The sequence below is a fragment of the Brachyspira hampsonii 30446 genome (assembly GCF_000316195.1).
Taxonomy (GTDB): Bacteria; Spirochaetota; Brachyspiria; order Brachyspirales; family Brachyspiraceae; genus Brachyspira; species Brachyspira hampsonii_C.
The window spans coordinates 1,332,840-1,355,770 of the sequence record NZ_JH994111.1 but is presented as its reverse complement, the minus strand read 5'-3'; the positions used below and the strand labels follow the sequence as shown (position 1 = coordinate 1,355,770).

General features: G+C 28.9%; 18 protein-coding genes. 10 read left to right on the top strand and 8 right to left on the bottom strand.

Going from position 1 to position 22,931, the window contains the following annotated elements; genetic code table 11:
- The first annotated feature begins 18 nt into the window (after positions 1 to 18).
- Positions 19 to 924: an ABC transporter permease gene (locus tag A966_RS10565; RefSeq protein WP_008725389.1), complete on the top strand. Its 906-nt coding sequence runs from the start codon at positions 19 to 21 to the stop codon at positions 922 to 924.
- Between the two features lie 16 nt (positions 925 to 940).
- Positions 941 to 1,729, top strand: coding sequence for an ABC transporter ATP-binding protein (locus A966_RS10560; protein WP_008725388.1), 789 nt, complete (start codon positions 941 to 943; stop codon positions 1,727 to 1,729).
- 55 nt (positions 1,730 to 1,784) lie between these two features.
- Here the strand turns inward: A966_RS10560 and A966_RS13840 are convergent, their stop codons facing one another.
- From A966_RS13840 to A966_RS10525, 8 genes are all read right to left on the bottom strand, one after another.
- Positions 1,785 to 2,078 (bottom strand): MFS transporter, encoded by a 294-nt coding sequence (locus tag A966_RS13840; RefSeq protein WP_232817770.1) that lies wholly within the window; start codon positions 2,076 to 2,078, stop codon positions 1,785 to 1,787.
- 129 nt (positions 2,079 to 2,207) lie between these two features.
- Positions 2,208 to 2,960 carry an MFS transporter gene (locus tag A966_RS13835; protein ID WP_232817769.1) on the bottom strand — a complete coding sequence of 251 codons (753 nt, stop codon included), beginning with the start codon at positions 2,958 to 2,960 and terminating at the stop codon, positions 2,208 to 2,210.
- A 529-nt stretch (positions 2,961 to 3,489) separates the two neighbouring features.
- On the bottom strand, positions 3,490 to 4,134 hold the full coding sequence (gene phoU, locus A966_RS10550) for a phosphate signaling complex protein PhoU (protein WP_008725387.1): 645 nt from the start codon (positions 4,132 to 4,134) through the stop codon (positions 3,490 to 3,492).
- A 51-nt stretch (positions 4,135 to 4,185) separates the two neighbouring features.
- On the bottom strand, positions 4,186 to 4,983 hold the full coding sequence (pstB, locus tag A966_RS10545; protein ID WP_008725385.1) for a phosphate ABC transporter ATP-binding protein PstB: 798 nt from the start codon (positions 4,981 to 4,983) through the stop codon (positions 4,186 to 4,188).
- Between the two features lie 43 nt (positions 4,984 to 5,026).
- Positions 5,027 to 6,817, bottom strand: a complete 1,791-nt coding sequence (pstC, locus tag A966_RS10540; protein ID WP_008725383.1) for a phosphate ABC transporter permease subunit PstC — start codon at positions 6,815 to 6,817, stop codon at positions 5,027 to 5,029.
- Between the two features lie 123 nt (positions 6,818 to 6,940).
- Complete coding sequence (locus tag A966_RS10535; protein WP_008725381.1) at positions 6,941 to 7,747, bottom strand: substrate-binding domain-containing protein; 807 nt, start codon at positions 7,745 to 7,747, stop codon at positions 6,941 to 6,943.
- 242 nt (positions 7,748 to 7,989) lie between these two features.
- Positions 7,990 to 10,308: a ribonucleoside-diphosphate reductase subunit alpha gene (locus A966_RS10530; RefSeq protein ID WP_008725379.1), complete on the bottom strand. Its 2,319-nt coding sequence runs from the start codon at positions 10,306 to 10,308 to the stop codon at positions 7,990 to 7,992.
- A gap of 45 nt (positions 10,309 to 10,353) precedes the next feature.
- Positions 10,354 to 11,427 carry a ribonucleotide-diphosphate reductase subunit beta gene (locus A966_RS10525; protein ID WP_008725372.1) on the bottom strand — a complete coding sequence of 358 codons (1,074 nt, stop codon included), beginning with the start codon at positions 11,425 to 11,427 and terminating at the stop codon, positions 10,354 to 10,356.
- Between the two features lie 262 nt (positions 11,428 to 11,689).
- Here A966_RS10525 and A966_RS10520 point away from each other — a divergent pair, with 262 nt between their 5' ends.
- The 8 genes from A966_RS10520 to A966_RS10485 all read left to right on the top strand — a co-directional run bounded on the left by A966_RS10520 (position 11,690) and on the right by A966_RS10485 (position 22,767).
- Positions 11,690 to 14,296 carry an ABC transporter substrate-binding protein gene (locus A966_RS10520; protein WP_008725371.1) on the top strand — a complete coding sequence of 869 codons (2,607 nt, stop codon included), beginning with the start codon at positions 11,690 to 11,692 and terminating at the stop codon, positions 14,294 to 14,296.
- Between the two features lie 90 nt (positions 14,297 to 14,386).
- Positions 14,387 to 16,312, top strand: coding sequence for an ankyrin repeat domain-containing protein (locus A966_RS10515; RefSeq protein ID WP_008725370.1), 1,926 nt, complete (start codon positions 14,387 to 14,389; stop codon positions 16,310 to 16,312).
- Between the two features lie 61 nt (positions 16,313 to 16,373).
- A complete protein-coding gene (locus A966_RS10510; protein ID WP_008725369.1) occupies positions 16,374 to 16,988 on the top strand; it encodes a hypothetical protein in 615 nt (204 codons plus the stop codon).
- 38 nt (positions 16,989 to 17,026) lie between these two features.
- Complete coding sequence (locus tag A966_RS10505) at positions 17,027 to 18,478, top strand: hypothetical protein (RefSeq protein ID WP_008725368.1); 1,452 nt, start codon at positions 17,027 to 17,029, stop codon at positions 18,476 to 18,478.
- 66 nt (positions 18,479 to 18,544) lie between these two features.
- Positions 18,545 to 19,480, top strand: coding sequence for a methionyl-tRNA formyltransferase (gene fmt, locus A966_RS10500; RefSeq protein WP_051024057.1), 936 nt, complete (start codon positions 18,545 to 18,547; stop codon positions 19,478 to 19,480).
- Between the two features lie 2 nt (positions 19,481 to 19,482).
- A complete protein-coding gene (locus A966_RS10495; protein WP_008725365.1) occupies positions 19,483 to 20,124 on the top strand; it encodes a PASTA domain-containing protein in 642 nt (213 codons plus the stop codon).
- Positions 20,125 to 20,195: 71 nt separating this feature from the next.
- Positions 20,196 to 20,999, top strand: a complete 804-nt coding sequence (locus tag A966_RS10490) for a class I SAM-dependent methyltransferase (RefSeq protein ID WP_008725364.1) — start codon at positions 20,196 to 20,198, stop codon at positions 20,997 to 20,999.
- A 31-nt stretch (positions 21,000 to 21,030) separates the two neighbouring features.
- Positions 21,031 to 22,767, top strand: coding sequence for a DUF342 domain-containing protein (locus A966_RS10485; protein WP_008725363.1), 1,737 nt, complete (start codon positions 21,031 to 21,033; stop codon positions 22,765 to 22,767).
- The last annotated feature ends 164 nt before the right edge of the window (positions 22,768 to 22,931 follow it).

Genomic DNA, 22,931 nt, shown 5'->3' with positions numbered 1-22,931 from the left:
TATATAGAAGGACTTTATATGGAAGGGATTTTTTTGGCAATAGAAGGTGCTGCATCTCAGGGGATCATTTGGGGAATAATGACACTTGGAGTTTATATTACATTTAAAGTTTTGGATTTTCCGGATTTGACTGTTGATGGAAGTTTTGCTTTAGGCGGTGCTGTAAGTGCGATACTTATATCAAATGGTATGAATCCTTTTATAACTTTATTTTTTGCTTTTTTGGCAGGTGCTTTGGCAGGATTTGCAACAGGTTTTTTAAATACAAAACTTCAAATACCTGGAATATTAGCAGGTATTCTTACAATGATTGCATTATATTCTATTAATATCAGGGTTATGGGAAACAGACCTAATATACCGCTTTTGGGAATGGATACTTCTTTGACTATAATTCAAAATATGCTTTCACTAAGTAAAGTATTATCAGATTTGCTTGTAGGCTTTATATTTTCTGTAATAATAATTCTTTTGATGTATTGGTTTTTCGGAACTGAAATGGGCTGTGCTATAAGAGCTACAGGAAATAATGAGAGAATGATTAGGGCATTAGGTGTTGATACTAATGTTATGAAAATAATAGGACTTATGATTTCAAATGCTTTGGTTTCTTTATCAGGTGCTTTGGTTACTCAGAGTCAGGGATATGCTGATGTTGGTATGGGAACGGGTACTATAGTTATAGGACTTGCATCTGTTATAATAGGGGAGGTTGTATTTGGAGACAGATTCTCATTCTGGTATAAACTTGCTTCTGTTGTAATGGGTTCTATAATATACAGAATAATAATTGCTATAGTTCTTCAGCTTGGATTAAAGGCTACAGATTTAAAACTTCTTACTGCTATTATAGTTGCATTTGCTCTTTCAGTGCCTGTACTCAATAGGAAAGTTAAAAGAGCAGTAGGCGGAAAAAGAAAATAAATATTTGGGGGAGTTTATGCTAGAATTAAAAGAAGTTTATAAAACATTTAATAGAGGCACCATCACAGAAAAAAAAGCCATAAAAGGAGTTAACCTCAAATTAAATGATGGTGATTTTGTTACTGTTATAGGAGGAAACGGAGCTGGTAAATCTACGCTTCTTAATTTGATTGCAGGTGTTTATGAAGTTGATTATGGTACTATATCAGTTGACGGAGTTGATATTACAGATAAGAAAGAATATGCAAGAGCGGGACTTTTCGGCAGAGTATTTCAGGATCCTATGGTTGGCACTGCTTCAAATATGGGTATAGAAGAAAATTTGGCACTTGCTAAGAGAAAAGGAAAGAGAAGAACTTTAAGATGGGGCATAACTCATGCAGAAAGAGAAGAATATGTGGAAAAATTAAAAAGACTTGATTTAGGACTTGAAACAAGGCTTCATTCAAAAGTAGGACTTTTATCAGGCGGTCAAAGACAGGCATTAACACTTCTTATGGCAACTCTTAAAAAACCTAGACTTTTATTATTAGATGAGCATACTGCAGCACTTGACCCAAAAACTGCTAAAAGAGTATTAGAACTTACAGAAGAAATCATCAGAGAAGATAAACTTACAGCTTTTATGGTTACGCATAATATTAAAGATGCCATTCATTACGGCAATAGACTTATAATGATGAATGACGGTAATATTATATATGATGTTTCAGGCGAAGAGAAAAAATCTTTAGAGATATCTGATTTACTCAAGAAATTTGAAACAGCTGAAGGTTCTTTAAGTGATAAACTCTTATTATCTTAATATTACAATAGCATACTATATTATAATTATATAATCTGCTTATAATTTATTAATTTTAAGTTAATGTTATTTTTGATACATCTTTTTCATTGATTAAAAGTCTTATTATTATAGATATAAATGTTAATATCAAAAATATTATTCCGCATATAGGAAGATTATTAATCTTTGTATTTGTTATAAATAGTCCTCCTAAAGAAGTTCCTATGGTTATTCCCAGATTTCCAAAAGATATAAAAAGTCCATTTGAAAATTCAGGAGCTTGAGGAAGTGCCGAGGTAATCCAATACTGCTGAATATTATTACCCATTCCATATACTATTCCCCAAATAAATGATATTACAAACATTAAAGCAAATATACCTCCTAAAAGAAATACTAAAATATATATTAGAATAAATATAAATGGATATGCCGTAACAAATTTTACAGCATTTTTAGATAAAAACTTTCCTGCTAAAAAATTTCCTACTATGCTTTATATACCAAATAGAAAAAGTATAATGCTTGAATATTTTACATTGATATTTGATACATCTTTTATATATTGAGCAAAATAACTGTATACTGATGACATAGAAGCTGCAATCAAAGCAACAGCTGCAAGTGATATCCAAGTTATAGGAAGTTTTAATACAGAAAGCTGAGAGCCATAAGAAAGTCTTTTGCCTACAGGCATTGAAGGGACTAAAAATATTATCGCTATAAATGATAGTATATTTAAAGCTGCCGCAAACAACATTGATGCTTTATAAGAATAATTTTCAGCAAAAAAATTTGATGCAGGAGTTCCTATTACTATTCCAGCAGAAACTCCCATCATTATTATAGATACAACTTTAGGAATATCTTTTTCTTCAGCAGTTTCTGAAGCTACAGTAAATGACATAGAACAGTATATAGGGTGAAAAATAGCAGGTATTATTCTAAATATTAAAAGAACATTAAAACTATTTGTAAATGCTGACACTATATTGCTTATTATAAATACTCCAATTACTATTAGCATAGATATTTTTTTATTGATACCAGAAAATAATAAAGGCATTATTATACCAGATATGGCTATTGTAAAGGCAAAAGCACTAACTAAAATTCCTGCTTTTTCTATAGTTACATTAAAAGTTTCTGCAATTATAGGAAGCACTCCTACTATTCCTATTTCTGTGTTTAATATTGCAAATATAGCAAATGCCAATATTAATACTAAAATATTATTTTGTTTTTTCATTATGACAATTCTCCTAATATTATTAATTTTTGAGAATTATATCATTGAAGTTAACTCAAGGTGCAATATGTAAATTAGAATTTTTTTGATATTTTATAAATAAACTATATACAAATAAAAAAGTTCTTATACTAAAAAATGATTAGACTTGTTGCAATTTTGTACATACATATAGTGATATTATTATATAATAAATTTAAAAATAATATTTATAGTTTTAATAATTGGGGCTTTGCCTACGAAGTACACAGTCGTGCCAAACCCCAGTTCTTTTATTGGTATAAAAGAACCAAAAGAACTGCATTTTCTAGCTTAAACATACAATTTATACAACATATAAAACATTTAATTAAATTGTCGTTAATATTATTTAATTTAACATAAAATAATAAACTCATAACATTGTTTGTCAAGTAGTTTTGAAACAGGTCTAATAAACTATATATAAATAAAAAAGTTCTTATACTAAAAAATGATTATAGTATAAGAACTTTTATAATATTTATTAATTTAGTTTAAATAATTATATTTATTTAAATCTTTCGCCTGTTGTATAGTAATAAACCCATTTAGCTATATTTTCCGCATGGTCTCCCATTTTCTCAAAATATTTTGCTATCATCATTAAATATATAGCTTGGTCAGCATTCTCAGCTCCGCTTTTTATCAGCTCAACCATAGAATCACGCATTTTATAAAATAGCTTATCTACTTTATCATCTCTTTCTATAACATCTCTTGATAATTGAGAATCCCTTTCTCTAAAAGCCTTAATGCAGTTTGTAACCATATAGTCTATTATTTTTGACATTTCTATTATAGTATCAATATTATTTTTATATAGATTTCCTTCTAGTAAAAATCTAATCAAATCACATATATCTTTAGCCTGATCTCCTATTCTCTCTAGGTCAGTGGCTATTTTTAATGCTGCAGAAACTATTCTCAAATCCGTTGCTACAGGGTGCTCTAATAAAAGCATTTTTAAAGATGCACTTTCTATTTTGTATGATATTCTGTTTATATTTCTATCATTTTCTATTACATTATTAGCTAGTTCAATGTCTCCGTTTATTAAGGCAGTAGATGAGTTTCTTAAAGCTTCAAGTATCATATCCCCAGCTTCAGCAACATACTCTGTTAATTTATTTAATTCTTCTTCAAATTTTTTCATCTATTGTTTCTCCATTTGTTTTTATAAAATAAATAGTATAAAAAGTATAAATTATCCGAATCTTCCTGTAATATATTTTTCTGTTCTTTCATCTTTAGGTTTAGAGAATATTTCTTCTGTATCATCATATTCTACTATTTCACCAAATAGAAAGAATGCAGTTTTATCAGATACTCTCATAGCCTGCTGCATATTATGAGTAACTATTACAATAGTGTATTCATTTTTAAGTTCATTAATAAGGTCTTCTATTTTACCCGTACTTATAGGGTCTAATGCACTTGTAGGTTCGTCCATAAGAAGTATTTTTGGATTTACGGATAATGCTCTTGCTATACATAGTCTCTGCTGCTGTCCTCCAGAAAGTCCTAAAGCATTTTTATTAAGCCTGTCTTTTATATCGTCCCAAATAGCTGCTTTTGTTAAACTGTATTCTACTATATCATCAAGTTCTGATTTCTTTTTTATTCCGAATGTTCTAGGTCCGTAAGCTATATTATCATAAACACTCATAGCAAAAAGATTGGACTTTTGAAATACCATTCCAACATTCTTTCTTAAATATGATACATTAACATTTTTATTATAAATATTAACTCCTGCTATTTCTATATCACCTTCTATTTTGCAGTTTGCAACTAAATCATTCATTCTGTTAAAAGTTTTTAATAGGGTAGACTTGCCGCAGCCTGAAGGACCTATAAATGCAGTTGTGCTGTTTTTATTTATATCTATATTAATATTTTTTAATGCTTGAAAACTTTCATAATACAGATTTAGATTCTGAGTTTTTATAACTTTATCAATATTAAAATCAAAGTTTATATTAGAGTTTAATTCTTTAGTCATATGATATATATTAACCTCCATTTTATTAATAATATTAATATTCTTAATAATCTTTTTTCAGCTTTTTATTTACAAAGAATAATAAAGCATTAAGAAATATAACCATAATAAGAAGAATACTAGCCGTAGCAAAAGTTTGATTAATATAAAGCCCCTCGCTTGAAAACATCCACATCATAACAGAAAATGTACTTCCAGAACTTAAATATCCTCTAGGCATATATCTTACAGCCCCAGCAGTATATATTAATGCGGCACTTTCTCCTACTATTCTTCCAATGCTTAGTATAACAGAAGTCATTATTCCAGAAAAACCGCATGGAAGCACTATCTTAAATATAGTTCTCACTTTAGAAGCTCCAAGTGCCAAACTTCCCTCACGAAGACTTGAAGGAATTGATAATAATGTCTCTTCAGTCTGCCTTATTATAGAAGGAAGTATTATCAAAACTAATGTTAGAGAACCTGCTAATATACTTCTTCCTATACCAAAAAGATTTGCAAATACAAGCATACCAAAAAGCCCGAATACTATTGAAGGTATGCCAGACAAACTATCAGTAAATATTCTTATAACTGATATTAATTTGCTTTTAGCCTTTGAATATTCTGTCAAATAAATTGCCGCAAAAACTCCAAGAGGTATTGCTATTATTAATGACATAAAAAGTATCATAGCAGTAGAGACTATAGCAGGTAGAAGCGTCATTTGAGAATTATTGCTTTTTCCAAATAAAAGATTAAAGTTAATATGAGGCAATCCTCTTACAAGTATAAACACTACTATGAATACAAGAAAAAGTGTTGCTATTATAGAAGCTATTATAGAAATATATTTAAGTATATCCGCTTTTACTGTTGACACTCTCATATCTATATTTTTAAAAGAGAAATTATTTATATCATTTTTTAATTCTTTATTTCTACTAAATAAACTGCTTAAAGAAAATGAAAAATATAAATTATTTCTTTTTAATAGAGAGAGAATAATATTGATTATAAGTATAAAAATGAGAAGTACAAATGCCGTTGCAATTAATGCCGACCTATGAATACCAGTAGCATATCCCATTTCCAAAGCTATATTAATAGTCATAGTTCTGAAATACGAAAATAAATCTTTAGGTATAAAAGGAGCATTTCCAGCAACCATCATAACCGCCATAGTTTCTCCTATAGCTCTTCCCATACCAAGCACTATAGCCGAAAATATACCAGATTTTGCAGCTTTTACTATAACGCCGAAAATAGCCTGAGAATGAGTATTGCCCAATGCTATAGCTCCGTCATAATAATATTTGTATACTGCCTCTAAATTATATTTGGTAATAGATGTTATAGTAGGAAGTATCATAACCGCAAGTATTATAGAACCTGCTAAAACTCCTTCGCCAATATTGTTTGGAGATATATTTTTTAGAAAAGGCACTAATACCGCCATTCCAAAAAATCCGTAAACTATTGATGGTATTCCAGCAAGTAAATCTATAACCTGTGATAATATTGTTTTTAATTTTGATGGTGCAAACATCGATATATAAACTGCTGTAAAAAATCCGAATCCTCCTCCAATAATTGTAGAGAGAATTGTTATATATACAGAGCCTACTATCATCGGAAATATTCCAAACTCTTTTGATGAAGGAGACCAATTCATACCAAAAACAAAATTTAAAAATCCTACTTCTTTAAATATTGGAATGCTGTAGATAAATATAAAAATACATATTGAAAATACAACTATAACTGAAAATATAGAACATATAAAAAATATATATCTCATAATATTATCTGCAATTTCATTAATTATATGTTTATTAATATTGTTATTCAAAATATATATCCTATTTTTTTGTTATTAATTTTTTATAATAAAAATTTTATATAAAAAAATTTAGTAATAATAAAAAAGCCGATATACAAATATTAATTGCTTGTATACCGACTTTGCTTTTTATTAACTAGCTACATACCCGTTTTCATTTATAACCGTTTTTCCTGTTTCACTATTTATGAAATCTAGGAAAGCCTTAGTACCAGCATCAAGCTCAATTCCCTTTTTGGTGAATATGTAGAAAGGACGGTAAAGTTTATATGAACTATTCTGTATATTCTCTACAGAAGCAGAAATATATTCATCTTGTCCTTTTGCTTTGTATGCCAGAGGCTTTATTGTATCATCGATAGAGCCTAAAGATATATAGCCTATTTTTGATGCATCATTCATAATAGAAGTTTTAACCTTTCCAGTAGCATCAAGTATTTCTACTGTTGAAGGAAGAGGATTATCTTTGCCTATCAAAGTTAAATCTGTAAAAGCACTTCTAGTACCAGAACCGTCTTCTCTTGATATTGATTTTGTTATACCGTTTACTGCAGTATTCATCATATAAAGATTATAAAGTTCTTCTTCACTTATCTGATTTATATCCGCATCTTTATTTGCTATAATTACTATGCCGTCCTGACATAATAAATAAGTATCAAGACCAGAAAGCTCATCTTCTTTTAAATTTCTTGAAGCCATTCCTATATTGTTATTTCCGTTTACAGTGTCTTGAATTCCTATAGTAGAATCAGAAGTTTCTATTCTAACTATGTAATCAGGATTAAGCTCTTCAAACTTTGCCGCCAATTTAAACATCAATGGAGAAACTGAAGAAGAACCTGTAATTACTACATCATTTGGATTTGAGGCACCGCCTGCACATGAAATAAGCATGAACATGCTTGAAAGTATTAGGAAAATCAAAATCTTTTTCATAATATTGATTCACTCCGAAATAGTTTTTTGTTAATTCTCAAGCTTAACGCAGTTTTTATATACTAGAAAAAAGATTATGTCAATACAAAATTTGAAATTTAATTTTAAATTTTGCTTTTTTATATAAACTATACCCAGATATATATAATCTATATAATAGAAGAATATAATAAAAAACAAATCAAGCTAACATAATATTATAATATGTCAACTTGATTATCTTAATTTTTTATTTATATGTTTTATGTACATGACTCACATACTTCTTCAAGTTCAAAATTAGATTTAGGTGTTTTCATATAATAAAGAGTTTTTAACCCCAAATCCATAGCATATTGAATATCGTCCCAAAGTTCTTTAGCAGATTCTGGTTTTACATAATATAAATTTAATGATTGAGACTGATCTATATATCTTTGTCTTACAGCCGCAAGCTCTATTATAGTTTTTGCAGGAATATTCCAGCATCTCTGATAATATTCTCTATTCTTTTTTATATTAGGTACTAAGCTAGGAAGAGTTTGTATGCCTTCTTCTACAAAGAATAAATCTACTATAGGTTCTATAGATTCTGTTGCAGATACGCTCTTTCCTGATGTAGCAGTAGGGGCTATTGCTCCATGAAATGAAAATCTAACTCCATTTGCTTTTATTTTTTCAGCCAGCTTATCCCATTTTTCCTTGTCTACAGTTACATTTAAATTATTTTTTTTATTGTTTAATAATGATATATGAAAAGGTGTAAGTCCGTCTTTCCATTTTGATTCATTAAAAGTTTTATAAGCTCCTCTTTCCATAGCCAATATATTAGAGGCTTCGTATATATGATAATATAAATCATCAAAAACTTTATTTGTAAACTCCAAAGCTTCTTTATCTGTATATTTTAATTTATTGGAGGCTAATAAGTTGGCATAATTTATAACCCCTATTCCTATAGGTCTGTTTTTTTTATTAGCAATTTCACCTTCTTTAACAGGATAAAATTGAGTATCTATTATATTATCACAGCCCCTTAAAAGAGTATAGCAGAATGATTTTTTCTTTTCTGGGCTAAAATTTACCCAAGACATTAGATTTACAGAAACCAAATTGCATATACCTATCTCACCGCTTTTCTTTCTTTGTACTATTTCATATTCCCCATCTTCATTAATAATATATTTTTCTTTTATGAGTTTAGAAGGGTAGGAGGGTATTACTATTTCCTGACATAGGTTGGAAGCTCCTACAAATCTATTGACCATATTCTGTTCATTAATGTTGTCTACAAATGTAAGATATAAGTTTCCTGTTTCCTGTCTTACTTTTAATATTTGAAATAATAAATCTTTGGCTCTAATTTTCTTTTTTCTTATAGAAGATTTACTTTCATAATACATATAAGCAACATTAAATTTTTCTCCATATTCTTCATTAAGAAGAGGAGTTTCTTTAGGATCAAAAAGAGTTACATATCCGTCTTTATTAACACGATCTCTAAATATATTGCTTATTCTAATAGAGTAAACTAATTTTCTAGCCCTAGTATCTTCAGTGCCTCCTGCATCTTTAAGCATAATAAGGTCTAATACATCTAAATGCCACCAAGGAAAAGTAATAACACAAGCTCCTTTTCTTACTCCGCCTTGATTAAAAGATGATATAGTCTGCTCAACTCTTTTTATAAAAGGTATAGGTCCGTCAGAACGGCCTCTATTTGTTTGTATAGTAGAACCAGATGCCCTTATATATGAAGCATCATAAGCTATGCCGCCTGAAAATTTTGAGTATAATGCCATATTTCCGTCTGTTTGATTCAAACTCCAAGTATCATCATCAGGTGTATTTAATATACAGCTTGCCAACTGGGCCTTTATTGTCATACTATTAGCTATCCTAGGAGTTGCAAATGTTACTTCATGTTTTGAAAGCATGTCATAAGTTCTTTTTATATATTTAAGTCTTTCAGTTTTACTTATTTCTAATTTATCTTTATTTTCACCTTTATAATAATCATTATAAAATGAAAACATAGCAGCTACCATATATGTTATTTGAGGAAGCTCTAATTTTTTATTTCCTATATTTTTACAGTATTTTTTATAGAATATGGCTAATCCTTTATATGTAAAAAGCAAATCTCTATTAGGCTCTATCATAGAATTGATTTTATCCAATTCTTTATCAGTAAAAAGTTTTATTATATCTTTATCATATATTTTGTATTTTATACCTTTTTTTAAGAAATTTTTTATATGAGGGTATGATCCTATTTTCTTAAGCCCACATGTTTCTTTATATATTTTCATTAAATAAAGTTTTTCTGCTATTGTATCATACATAGGATATAATGGGCTTATCATATTAACTGCTGTATTTATAAGCTCATCATATAATACTTCTATTTTCATTTTATCATTGATTTTGATATTGAGTCCTTCTAATAGCTTATTAGTGAAAGCCTCTTTACCTTCTGTAGCCCAATCTATAACTTTTCTTAATTTTTCATCGTTAAAAGGCTCTTCTCTGCCGTCCCTTTTAATGATTATATGTTTTTTATCTTTTGTAAGTTCTATCATAATTTTACCCTGATAATTATTGTTTATTTTTTAATTAAGTATAAATTATAAATCGTTTTTTAATGCACCTTTTTGATAAGATGTATTAGTTGTTTCCTGTAATGCTGCATTTTGTTTATTTATATCTCTATAGCTGTTAAACCAATCTATAATATCAGACTTCTTCTCAGATAAATATTCTGTTTCTACATCTATATCTCTTAATCTTATGCCTGCCCAATATTTAATAAAATGCTCGCTTATTGAAGAATTAATTCCTGAAACTTCTTTGCCGTCAAATAGGTATTTAGCCCATTTTATCTCCTCATTTACAGTATATTCTGCCATTGCTTTAGCTGTATCATTAAACCAGCCGCTTTTAAATAAATGAGTAAAACCTTGATTAGTTTCTTTTCTTAATATTGTCATTAGATTTTTACCGGTAGGTACATGAACATTAAGCTCATCATGTGCTATTAGTTTAATAGTTTTTGTAAATCCTGCTATGGCATTATCATAACTGTTATTTATAGTGAAAGTTACAAGAAAAGAGAATGGGAATTTTATACCTTCAAGTAAATATATTCCTAATAATAATTTTAATATAGATTGCTTTTTTTCATCTAATGGAGCATTAGAGTTTTCTAAATTACATAATTCATCAACTTTTCCGAATAATTCTACTTCTTTTTCCATTCTATGCTTTACAAACTCATCATTATATACTAAATCCAATGTTTCGCTTGCCTGATGACCGAATACTTCAGAAAGTCCGTAAGAATAACTTTCGGCATGTATAGTTTCTTCTATAGCTATTCTCGCATAAAGTATAGACCATATTGAACTTGTTACTATTCTATTTAATATAGATGAAAATCCGCTTGTAACTCCGCTGTCCATTAGAGTTTGATATGCTATATTTAGTTTGAAAGCCCTTTGAGCATCTTCTGGAAGTGAAGAAAATCTAGTTTTATCAGATTTATAGTCAACTTCTTTAGTAAACCATGTATTACCTTCGCTTGCTTCCTTTAATTTTCTGGCTATTTCATGGCTTACAGAATCTATTCTTATATAATGCCCGAAATCTCCAAAGAATATTTTCTCGCTTTCTGGTTTTTTATCTATATCTATTACCTTCATAATTTCCTCTTAACTTTTTAAGCATATTGGAATTTAATTAGTTATTCTAATTTTCTTTTTTATATTTGTCAAGTTATTTATTTTTATATATTTATTGTACATGTACTACTAATAAAAAATATTTTATTTATAATAATAAATATTTTATATTTTTTTAAAATAAAAAATATTTTTAAACAAATTTTATAGATATTATTTTATTGACATTTATCATTTATACTATTATTATATATTATGTTAATTTGTATAATGAGGCTTTTTAATGAAACTAAATAATAAAATTTTGGGTAAAGTATATTTACTAATCTTATCAATTATAATTTTATCATGTTCAAATAACCAAGAAGAAATTGAGCAAAAAGAAATAGACAGAGGCGGAGCATTAATAGATAAAATAATATATGAAGTGAGAACTGATATGACAATAGCAATCAAAGATGTAGCGGCTGGAAGAGCAGATTTAATGGCAAGCGGAATAGATGGAAGTACATATTTGTCATTAGGTGAAAGTGATTTGGAAAAATTAGATACCTATGCAGTCCCTTCAGGATCTTGGTCTTTGCTTTTTAATCCTGTACCAAATAAAGCCCCATATACAGTTACAACTAGAGACGGTAAAACTTATTTTAATCCTTTGGCTATAAAAGAAGTAAGATTTGCAATGAATTTTTTGATTGACAGAAAAAAGCTTGTTGATGAAATTCTAAGAGGAGCAGGGGAGCCTTCATTTACTCAGGCTACACCGGGACAGCCGGGTACTTACAGATATAACCTTATCCCTTCAAAAATGGGTATGACAGCAAACGGCAATGAAGAGAAAGCAATTAATGATATAAATAAAGCTATGGAAAAAGCTGCTAATTTACCAGAAAATAGAGGGAAATTAGTAAAAGAAAATGGCTGGTGGAAATATAATGGAGAAATAGTAACCATTAAATTTGTTATAAGAGTTGATGACCCAACAGGAAGGCTTCCTGCAGGTAATGCCATTTCTGATTTGATAGAAAAAACAGGCATAAAAGTAGAAAAGCTGCTATATGACAGAAATAAATCCACACAAGTTGTATACGGTTCAGACCCAAAAGACTATGAATGGAATATTATAACTGAGGCTTGGGGAGCAGGTGCAACAAGAGCTTGGTGGGATGTTACATTAAGGCAGATGTATGTAAGAGAAGGCAATTATATGCCGGGCGGAAATATTTCTGAGTTTTGGAATTATGATAATAAAGAGGCTTCAAGAATAAGCGATAAGAATTCAAACGGCTGGTTTTTGACTGCTGATGAATATTGGAATGGTAATATGCGTTTGCAGGAAATAGGGCTTGAAGATGCTGTAAGAATATATTTAAACTCTCAGACTCAGTTTTTTGTTGCTAATAAAGAGAGATTCAATAGAAGAATGCTTTACGGAGTAGGAGACGGTGTTAATGATTGGTCTATAAGAAGTGCAGATATAAAGCCCAACCGAAACGGAGAAAAAGTATTAAGAGTTCTTCAGCATTCGGCTCAAGGTTCATTGTTTATAAGTCCTTGGGATCCTGTGGGTGTGGGCGGATTTTCTGATGCTTATTCTGCTATTATGATAGGTCCTTGTTCGGATGCGGGTGCTACTTTTGAATCGCCTTCTACTGCCAAAACCGTATTTATACTTGGAGAGGCTGACACTAATAGTTTAGAAATAGGAGTGAGAGCTGGAAATAATGGAATACCTGTTGGTACTATAAAGGTGCCTCAAAATGCTAAGATGTATAACCCTTATACTCAGAAATGGGAAGAGGGTCTTACTGTAAAAGTCAATGAAAACGGAGAGCTAGTTTATCAAAAGTCAGATAATCTTACTGCTTATGTGAAATGTGATTTTAAGCCTAGAAGTTTCAAATGGCATCATGGTATAGAATCTTCTTTAGTTGATTTGATGTATGGAAGCGTATTTATAGCTAATGTTATAACAAAAACTAATGAAAATGATAAATATTATGATTCTGCTATGGCTGGAAGATATCTTTCAGCTATGGACGGAGCTGTTGGAAGTATTATAAATGAAGACGGAAGTTTTACTCTCTATGGAAATTATTATTGGCCTATGGATATGGACAAACAAATTGCCATTGCAGCAGTTAGTCCAAAAATAGGAAATCCAAACAGAAATACTGTTATTCCTTTTGAGATAAATGAAGCTATAATGAAAATTGTACTTGAAGGCTCTAAATCTGGAAATGTTTATACTATTTCTCAGGATCAGTCTTTAACTTCCATAGATGTAAAAAATCCTACTTGTGTATCGGATATAAAAGAGAAATTAATTGAGATGAGAGACAGTGAATATATACCTGCTGGCATAGAAGATTTCATCACAAAAGAAGAAGCGGTTAAAAGATATCAGGCTGCTATTGACTTTATAGAGAAATATGGACATGCATATATATCAAACGGACCTTTCTTTATATCAAGAATAGATTCAAAGGCTAATTATATAGAGTTAACCGCTTTTAAAGATTATAGTTATACTGCTGAGTATTGGATTGAAAGACTGTCTACTAAAATGAGCAGGATAGAAGATATTGATATGCCAGCTATAGCAAATAGAAATAATGATATTAATATTGATATTTATGTTTCTTCATACAACTATCCAGACAATGCTTTGGAGCTTCCAGACCCTAATACTACTGTAAAAGTTCTGCTTCAATTACAAAATGGAGGCGAAAGAGAATATAATGCAGTTTTAGAAAATGATGTATTTAAATTAACTATAACTAAAGAAGAATTGGCATCTTTGCCTAGAGGAAATTATATTATTGTAGTAGAGTCTTATATAGCAGATGAAACTCCTTATATAGAAACTAGAAGTTTTGCATTACAATAGGTTGGTATATAAATTTTTTATTTCAGCCTTTAAAATTTATTAAAAATATGTTATTATATTTCTCAAAATTTAGTTTGGCAGGTTAAGTTTATGGAAAATTTAGAAAATAATAACAGTGAAAATAATAATTTAATTAATAATAATCAAAACAATTCAAATAATAATGTAAATTCTAATATTCAAAGAATAGATAAAGCTAAAGAAGCAGAAGAAAATAAAAAATATATATTCAAAGTTGCAGTTGTAGCAATTGCTATAGTATTCGTACTTTTTATTGGTGCCGGTATACTTGTAGGTTTGTTCTTATTTATAAAGGGCAAGTCTGATATGGAGAAAATGGTTAGAAACTATGAAATATACAGTGAGGAAATATATAAGAAAAAATACGGAGATAGCATTGTAAAAGAAATGGTCAATAATTATGCTGCTGATGTTAATGAAACAGGCAATAATAATCAAACACCATTATTTTATGCTGTACAAAATAATAATCTTAAAGCCGTAAAATTCCTAATAGAAAATAAAGCAGATACAGAAATCGCCAATAATTTAGGAATTACTCCATTAATTTTAGCTATAAGCAATAATAATACAAAAATAGCTGAACTTCTTATAAAAGAAGGCAAGGCTAATGTATATGGTTCTTATACAGGAAATGATGTGGAAAAATATCCTATGTATTATGCTGTTTCTCAAACTAATAAAAATATGATAAAACTTCTTTTAGATAATTCATTTGATTTAAAAAGAGAGCCTTCAATTTTAAGTTATGCAATTCAAAATAGTGATGAGAATATAGTTCGTTATTTAATAGATAATGGGGCGGATATTAATTATAAAAATGCTGATGGAACTACTGTACTTTATAATGCTGTTTTATCACTTAATCCTGCATTAGTTGATTATTTTGTATCTAAAGGCGCTAAAATAGAAGATGCAGGCGAAAGTGATGTATATGGAAATATAATAATGGCTGCTGCTGGTTCTAAATTTAATAATACTAGTTCATCTCCTGTGGATTTAGTATTGGTTCAGCAGAAATCGGCAGACAGTGCCAAAATAATGGAGAAAATAATTACTAATATAGATAAAAATATACTTAATAGACTTGTTAATGGAAAAAATGCATTAATAATAGCAAGCGGTAATTCATATATAGATACGGTTAAAGTGCTTCTTAGAAACGGTGCGGATGTAAACTCTTCAGACAATGACGGCTGGACTTCTTTGATGTATGCAGCAAATAATGGGGATATTGACCTTGCTAAAGTTTTAATAGAAAATAATGCTAATGTTAATGCTAAAAGCTATGAAGAGAAAACTCCTCTTTTATATGCTATGAACAGTCCTATAGAATCAAGCAGAAATGACATGATAAAGCTTTTAATAGAAAATAAAGCAAATATCAATGCGGAAGACAGTAATGGTCTTAGTCCTTTAACTATTGCTGTTATGAATAATGATGTTGAGCTTACAAAATTGTTAATAGCTAATAAAGCTAATCTTTCAGTTGTAACTAAAGATGGAGAGAGCTTAATTGAATATGCTATTAATAATGATAATGTTGATTTACTTCAGATATTAGTTGAAAATGGTGCGGATATAAACTATGCAGGAATATCAAGTTATACTCCTTTAATGATAGCTTCAAAAAGCGGAGCAGAAAATATTACTAGAATACTATTAACACAGAAAGTAGATTTAAATGCAGTTGATAAATATGGAGATACTGCTTTGCATATAGCTTCAGGATATTCAAAACTTCCTATTGTTAGAATGTTATTAGAAAAAAAGCCTAATCTTAATATACAAGATCAAGACGGAGATACTCCTTTGCATAAAGCTGTTAATTCTGGAAATGTTGATATAGTAAGCGAATTAGTGTTATCAGGGGCTGATGTTCTTGTTAGAAATAACAGAGGAAAGTATCCTATAGATATAGCAAGGGATAATAATAACAGTGCTATATTTGAGATTTTAAAAGAGGCTGAAGAAAAGCAGAATAATAATTTATAAAGAATTATATTATTTATACCGTTAATAAAAACAGTGATATTTAAATTATAAGCTGTGAATTATGAAAAAAATAATATTATTATTTGTTTTTATATTTAGTATAAGCCTATACCCTAAAATAGGCATGAAAGAGTCCACTATAGTAGAGAAAAAAGACTATGGTTATATAGTTTATGCAGAAGATTATTACAGGCTTTACTCTTTGCCTTCCTATTACGGCGAATATGATTTGCTTAGAAATGTAGATTATCTTGAAAGGGCTTTAAATGCACCTTTTGATTTCGTTAATAGGGCATTAACAATTATTGAAACAGAAGAGGCTTATACCAGATATAAAGATCTTATGCATATGCAGTTTAACTATCTAATAACACAAAATTATATTTATCTTGCTGGGCTTTATGACAAGGAAAATTATTATTTTTATAATTCTCAGTTTGATGAGGATATAAAGAAGAGTTTTGAATATGCAGTATTTTTCTATAATTTAGCTAAGGAAAGATGGGCTTTAACTAAAGAATTAGCAGATAAAGTTATGAAAAATAAAGCTAAACTTGAAATGGATAATTTGATTGATAAGGCATACAAAATAGCACTTGGCGAGATAGATTATAATAAAACAGCAGACAGACAGCTTAAACATATAGATGAAATTTTACAAGAAATGGGAAATTAAATTAATTAATTATAAAAAATAAATATGGGAAGTAAATTATGTTTAAGGCAATGAACAAATACTATGAGATTAACTTTGATAAGATCATAGAAATGAAAGAAATGATAATTAAAGAAAATATAGAGCTTACTTGTATTAACTCTGACGGCATAAGCATCATTATACCGGGTACAGCGGTTAATGTACTTTTAGAGCAAAAAGATAATGCTTTAATTAAAGGTGCTAAGTTTTATATATCATCATTTTCTACAAAGTTTTTTAATTTAAATAATCCTCAAACTAATAAAAGCAGCGTAATAGACGGCACAGATGAAAATAAATATGGAGAATTTGAATATTTTTACCATATTTATAAAAACTGCATATCAAATAATAATGAGAAATTAAAGACTGCAAATAATGATCTCTTATCCAAAATAGTAAAAGAGAGAGTTAATAACAGACTTTATTTATTAAAACCTAATCTGGATCAATTAAAATTAGAATCTAAAGCTCCAAAAGTTACATCAGAGATTGCAGTTAATATAGAGCGTTTATTAACAGGAATGGGAATTATAGGAAGATTAGATTTTATCAGACATTTAAAATATATAAAGAGTGCTAGTATAAAAAGAAATGATATTATTAATACAGAAACTGAAATTATGATATCAAGTATAATGAATGCTATAGTAACATATTTAGAAAAAGAATATTTTTATAGAGATATATTTGATAATTTAGATATGCTTGATGATTCAAATATATTAAGTCATAGTAACAGGGTATGTATACTTATGATAGAATTTTTATACTATTATAATAAAATATTTAATAAAGGTTTGAGCAGTAAATTAAGACAAGATTATAAAAGCATATATCTCGAAAAATACAGAACTATTTTAAGCAGATTTAATATTTCTAAAAGTATAGAAAAATTGGAAAATGTATTTAGGCTTGGAATAAGAAAGTTTACAGGCTCTGAAATAGTAAGTTATGCTACAGGTGCTTTTTATCATGATGTAGCTATGCTTAATATGACAGATTTTGTACCTACAGATGATTTTATTAAAGACGGAGATTTTAAAGATTTCCATACAGCTAAAGCATATTACTTTTTGAAATATGTATTAAATCAGAAAGATGAGGCCTCTTTAATTGTAGGACTTCATCATGAATGCTATGGTTACGGCAGCGGAATATTAAAGAACTTTATGGATAAAAAAGTAAATGATCCTAAACATAAAGTTGATTTTTTAATGAGTTTTGAAACAGATGATATCATAAATGCAGATGTACTTGCATATTTTCCTGCTAAAATGTTTGAGGTAGTGGATATATATGATACATTAAGTTTCATGGAAGGTCGTAGAAATAAAAATCCTCAGGAAGTAGCATTATTTATGAAGAAGATGTTTACAGAAAATAAAATAGCAGTAGACCCTATAATATTGGATTTATTTATTCAATTTTTGTCTGATGTAAAAGGCATAGAAGTTATAGAAGAATAGCATTATTAATTTATTTGATAATTTATATTTGACTTTTAACAATAAAAATATATAATCAATAATGTTATGTATAATGTTATAGTAGCTGGTTCAACCGATTTTACAAGAGATTGTATCTTACAATTAATGGAATTAGATAATGTTAATCTTAATGGAGTAATAGCTCCTATAGATACTAAAAAAGATAGAAAAGGCAATATTATCAATTCCCCTGTAGTAGAAATTGCATTAGATAAACATCTTAATCTTTTTCAGCCGGAGAGTATAAATAAAGATGATTTTTATAATACTTTATTAGATTTAGCTCCTGATTTTCTTATAATAGTAGCTTATGGTAAAATCTTAAATAAGAGAACTTTATCCTTGCCAAAAATAATGCCTCTTAATATTCATGGCTCTCTGCTTCCTATTCTTAGAGGGGCTAGTCCTGTAGAACATGCTTTGCTTTATGGTTTTGAAAAAAGCGGCACTACATTGCAGAAAATGGATATTAAATTAGATGAAGGCGATATTATTCTTCAGCATGAGGTTAGTATAGATAAAAATTGGCAATTTAATGATTTATATGATAAAATAAAAGAAAGTGGAGTATATTTATTAAAAGAGTTTTTTAAAGATACTGATAAATATATATCTAGTATGATAAAGCAAGATGATTCTTTGGCTACTTATTGCAGTAAGATAAAAAAAGAAGATGGCAGACTTGATTTTTCAAAGGATGCTATTAGTTTGCATAATATGACAAGGGCTTTTGTAAGATGGCCTACTGCTTACTGTTTTTACAAAAATATTTCTATAAAAGTTTTTAATAGTGAATATATATGTAAATCAAATAGCAGTAATTTTGGTAAAATAGTAGATATTAATAATAATGGTATTTATATAGAGGCTCTTAATGGTTTATATGTAATAAAAGAACTTCAAAGAGAAGGAAAAAAAAGGCAGACTGTTAAAGAGTTTTTATGCGGAAATAAATTAGCTGTAGGAGAATATTTTAATTAAAAATGGATAAAATAAAAGAATTTTTTAATAAATTACTATTCTTTATAAAAAAAATAATAAACAAAATTTTACCTGATGGTATAATCAGTGATCCTAAGTCATTTTTAGTATTTAAAAGATTAATACTTTTCGCTGTTTTTCTTTTTGTTTTACAAGGTATTGTTGTTACTTTAATAGTATTTATAGTTGTTAAATCCGGAGGCGAATCATTTAAACTTCCAGATGTTCAAGGAAAAGAGATATTTGAAGCATTTAATTTGTTAGAAAAAGAGGGTATGAATCTTAATGTTCAAACACATTATTTTGATAATTACCCATTAGGTACTATTGTAAGTCAGGAGCCTAAAAGCGGAGTAAAGGTTAAAAGAGGCAGAACAGTATATTTGGTGGTTAATGTTGCAGAGCAATCTCTTATAAAAATGCCGGATGTTACAGGTATGAAGTATAATGAAGCTCTCAGTATAATTAGTAATGAAGTTTTAAATAGCATGACTAATGTAACACTTTTACCTAAAGTAAATGTATCTGATGATATGTATGAAAATGATGTAGTATTATCTCAAATTCCAGCAGCAGAGGAGGTAGTTGGAGTTAATAGCGAGATAATATTAACTGTTAATAAAAAAGAATCTAACATTCAATAGAATATATGATATGTTGTTGAAGATGTAAAGAAACAATCTTTTTTTCCGAATATATATTGGAGAGTCTTACAGTGGAAAAGAAAGAATGTGAATTTTGCGGTAGCACTGAGTCTGAAGTTTATATAAAAACAGATTTAGTGAGCTATAATAAATGTTTAAATTGCGGACTTATATATCAGTATCCTGTTTTGAGTCAGGAAGAAATAGATGATATATATAGTGATAATTATTTTGAGTATGAAGTAGCTAATCAGGAAAATTTTTTTGGACTTATGAAGCTTGCTATGAGGGATATAGGTTTTGAAAAAATAGAAAGCAAACTTCCTAATAAAAATGTTCTTGATATAGGCTGTGCTACGGGTATGATGTTAAATTATTTAAAAACTAAAGGTTATAATGCACAAGGTATTGAAATATGTTCATCTTCGGCTGAGTATGCTAGAAAAAATTATGGTATAACAGTGCATGAAAAACCTTTGCTTGATGTCGGATTTGATAGTGAATATTTTTCTTTCATACATTTTTCGCATGTTATAGAACATGTTCCTAATCCGGCGGATACTCTTAAAGAAATTTACAGAATACTTGCCAAAGGCGGTTATTTAGCAATAACAACTCCGAATGCAGATGGGTTGTTTGCTAAAAGATATGGGGGAGCTTGGAGAGCAGTAATGCCGCAGCATTTATGGCTATTTTCAAAGACTACATTGTATAAATATATGGAAAGTATAGGTTTTAAGATAATCAGTGATTTTTCTTGGGGGTCTATACCTATAGAGAAAAAGCCCAATAAAATAATTAAAGCTTTTTTTGATAAATATGTTAAATTATTTAATATGGGTGATGTTATGCTCTTCTTATGTAAAAAAAGTTGAGTATGCTGATTTGTTTTTTTAAGGAGAATATATGGCTAAGGAAGTTGTAAATCAAACATTATCAATTGATCCAAATAATTATGAATTTTATTATGATAATCTTATAAATACAAGGGATGTATACGATCAAATTGTAGATGTTGATAGCAATAATGATAGTTTATATGATGAATTGTTAAAAAATTATGTTCGTCCCGGAGATCCCGTATTAAAATCAATTTCAAAAAGAGAGGGTGTAAAAGCTAGTAAAAATGTAAAATTTGATAAAATGACAGGGGTTTATAAAAGTACTGTTTACGGATATGTATTTTATGATGAGTTAAAATCAGTTTCTGTAATACCTGTTATCAATGTAGGAGATAAATGGAGAGGCGTAATGGTTCTTCCTCCTCAAAAGCATTTGAAAAAGCAGCTTTCACTTGAGGAAATACAGGCTATCATAGCTGAAATGCCTATCAAATTAATGGTTAATTATGATAAAATAGCCGAACTTGTAGCACATAATTTGAAATATGATGAAGGGGTTATGTGTGTATTTGTGGAAGGCAGAAAGCCTATAGATGGTAATATTCAAAAGGTTATACTTGATTATGATTTTACTTTGGATAGCGGAAAAGAGTCTGAAACAGGTTCTATAGACTTTAAAGAACGGGGATTTATTCATAATATAGAAGCAGGAATTCAAATAGCTCATTTTATGGAAGAAAAACCTTCTATTGATGGTCTTGATATATATGATGTTCTTATGGAAGCACATTATGATGATGATCCTTGCTATAAATTAGGAAAAAATATAGTTGTTGATGATGATGGTATTACTATTAGAAGCGGTATTAGAGGAATATTAAGCAATCATAATAGCACTTTATCAGTTAGTACGGTAGCTGAAATAGATAAGGTAGATTTATCAACAGGTAATATTGAAGTTAATGGTTCTCTTATCATTAGGGATAATGTTGCTCCTGGATTTTCTATAAAAACAGAGGGTGATATATATGTTCATGGTAATATTGAAGATGCATATATAGAATGTGCCGGTAATTTGATAGTATCCGGAGGCATAATAGGAGGTCCTAATAGTACAATACATGTTAATGGAAAGATGTATTCTCAATTCATTAGAAATGCCAATATAATATGTAAAGGAGATGTATTGGCTCAGCAGCTTGTTAATGCTGAAATAGCAGGAAATGATAGGGTTATTGTATTGGAAGGTAAGGGCGTTATTATTGGCGGAAATGTTAAGGCTTTGAATGGTGTTTGGGCTAAAAGCATAGGTTCTATGAGTGAAGCAAAAACTACTATTACAGTTGGAAGAGATGCTGAAGCTGATGCAGAGTTTAAAAACATTGTTGCAACAGTGAAAACCAATAAGGAAGAAATGAGTAAGATTAAATCCCTTTTAGGTACAGAGTATTTTAAAAATCCAAAAGCCTTTATAGAGAGAATACCGCCTAACAAAAGAGAAGGTATAAAAGATATACTCAAAAGAATTACAAATCTTGTAAGAGAGACTGCCCAATTAGAGGCTAAAAGAGATGAAATGAGTGCAGAATTTGAAAAATTATACCATAGCAGCATTACTTCTATGGAAGGATTTTTCCCGGGAGTTACTATATATATTTCGAGCATGAGAAAATATATATCTAAAAAAATCTCAGGTACAGAGTATTTCTATTCAAAAGAGCTTAGAGATATATCTGAAAAAGCTCCTAAATTGCTGCCTTTAGAGGAATATGATTTCCCTAGAGAAATAAAAAAGGATTAATCTTTTAATAGGGTTATACTTGTTTATAATATAAAGAATAGATATGCAATGTAATAAAAATGCTTTATAATATATTCTGAGTATAGCTTAATGCTCTATTTATATAAAATATGGCATATAATCTTTTATATAAAAAAAAGACAAGATCTATATAAAGTCTTGTC

Bases quoted from the DNA above. Each gene is read 5' to 3' on its own strand.
- A966_RS10565 (WP_008725389.1), top strand. From the start codon at position 19: ATGGAAGGGATTTTTTTGGCAATAGAAGGTGCTGCATCTCAGGGGATC.
- A966_RS10560 (WP_008725388.1), top strand. From the start codon at position 941: ATGCTAGAATTAAAAGAAGTTTATAAAACATTTAATAGAGGCACCATC.
- A966_RS13840 (WP_232817770.1), bottom strand. From the start codon at position 2,078: ATGTTTGTAATATCATTTATTTGGGGAATAGTATATGGAATGGGTAAT.
- A966_RS13835 (WP_232817769.1), bottom strand. From the start codon at position 2,960: ATGAAAAAACAAAATAATATTTTAGTATTAATATTGGCATTTGCTATA.
- phoU (WP_008725387.1), bottom strand. From the start codon at position 4,134: ATGAAAAAATTTGAAGAAGAATTAAATAAATTAACAGAGTATGTTGCT.
- pstB (WP_008725385.1), bottom strand. From the start codon at position 4,983: ATGACTAAAGAATTAAACTCTAATATAAACTTTGATTTTAATATTGAT.
- A966_RS10535 (WP_008725381.1), bottom strand. From the start codon at position 7,747: ATGAAAAAGATTTTGATTTTCCTAATACTTTCAAGCATGTTCATGCTT.
- A966_RS10530 (WP_008725379.1), bottom strand. From the start codon at position 10,308: ATGATAGAACTTACAAAAGATAAAAAACATATAATCATTAAAAGGGAC.
- A966_RS10525 (WP_008725372.1), bottom strand. From the start codon at position 11,427: ATGAAGGTAATAGATATAGATAAAAAACCAGAAAGCGAGAAAATATTC.
- A966_RS10520 (WP_008725371.1), top strand. From the start codon at position 11,690: ATGAAACTAAATAATAAAATTTTGGGTAAAGTATATTTACTAATCTTA.
- A966_RS10515 (WP_008725370.1), top strand. From the start codon at position 14,387: ATGGAAAATTTAGAAAATAATAACAGTGAAAATAATAATTTAATTAAT.
- A966_RS10510 (WP_008725369.1), top strand. From the start codon at position 16,374: ATGAAAAAAATAATATTATTATTTGTTTTTATATTTAGTATAAGCCTA.
- A966_RS10505 (WP_008725368.1), top strand. From the start codon at position 17,027: ATGTTTAAGGCAATGAACAAATACTATGAGATTAACTTTGATAAGATC.
- fmt (WP_051024057.1), top strand. From the start codon at position 18,545: ATGTATAATGTTATAGTAGCTGGTTCAACCGATTTTACAAGAGATTGT.
- A966_RS10495 (WP_008725365.1), top strand. From the start codon at position 19,483: ATGGATAAAATAAAAGAATTTTTTAATAAATTACTATTCTTTATAAAA.
- A966_RS10485 (WP_008725363.1), top strand. From the start codon at position 21,031: ATGGCTAAGGAAGTTGTAAATCAAACATTATCAATTGATCCAAATAAT.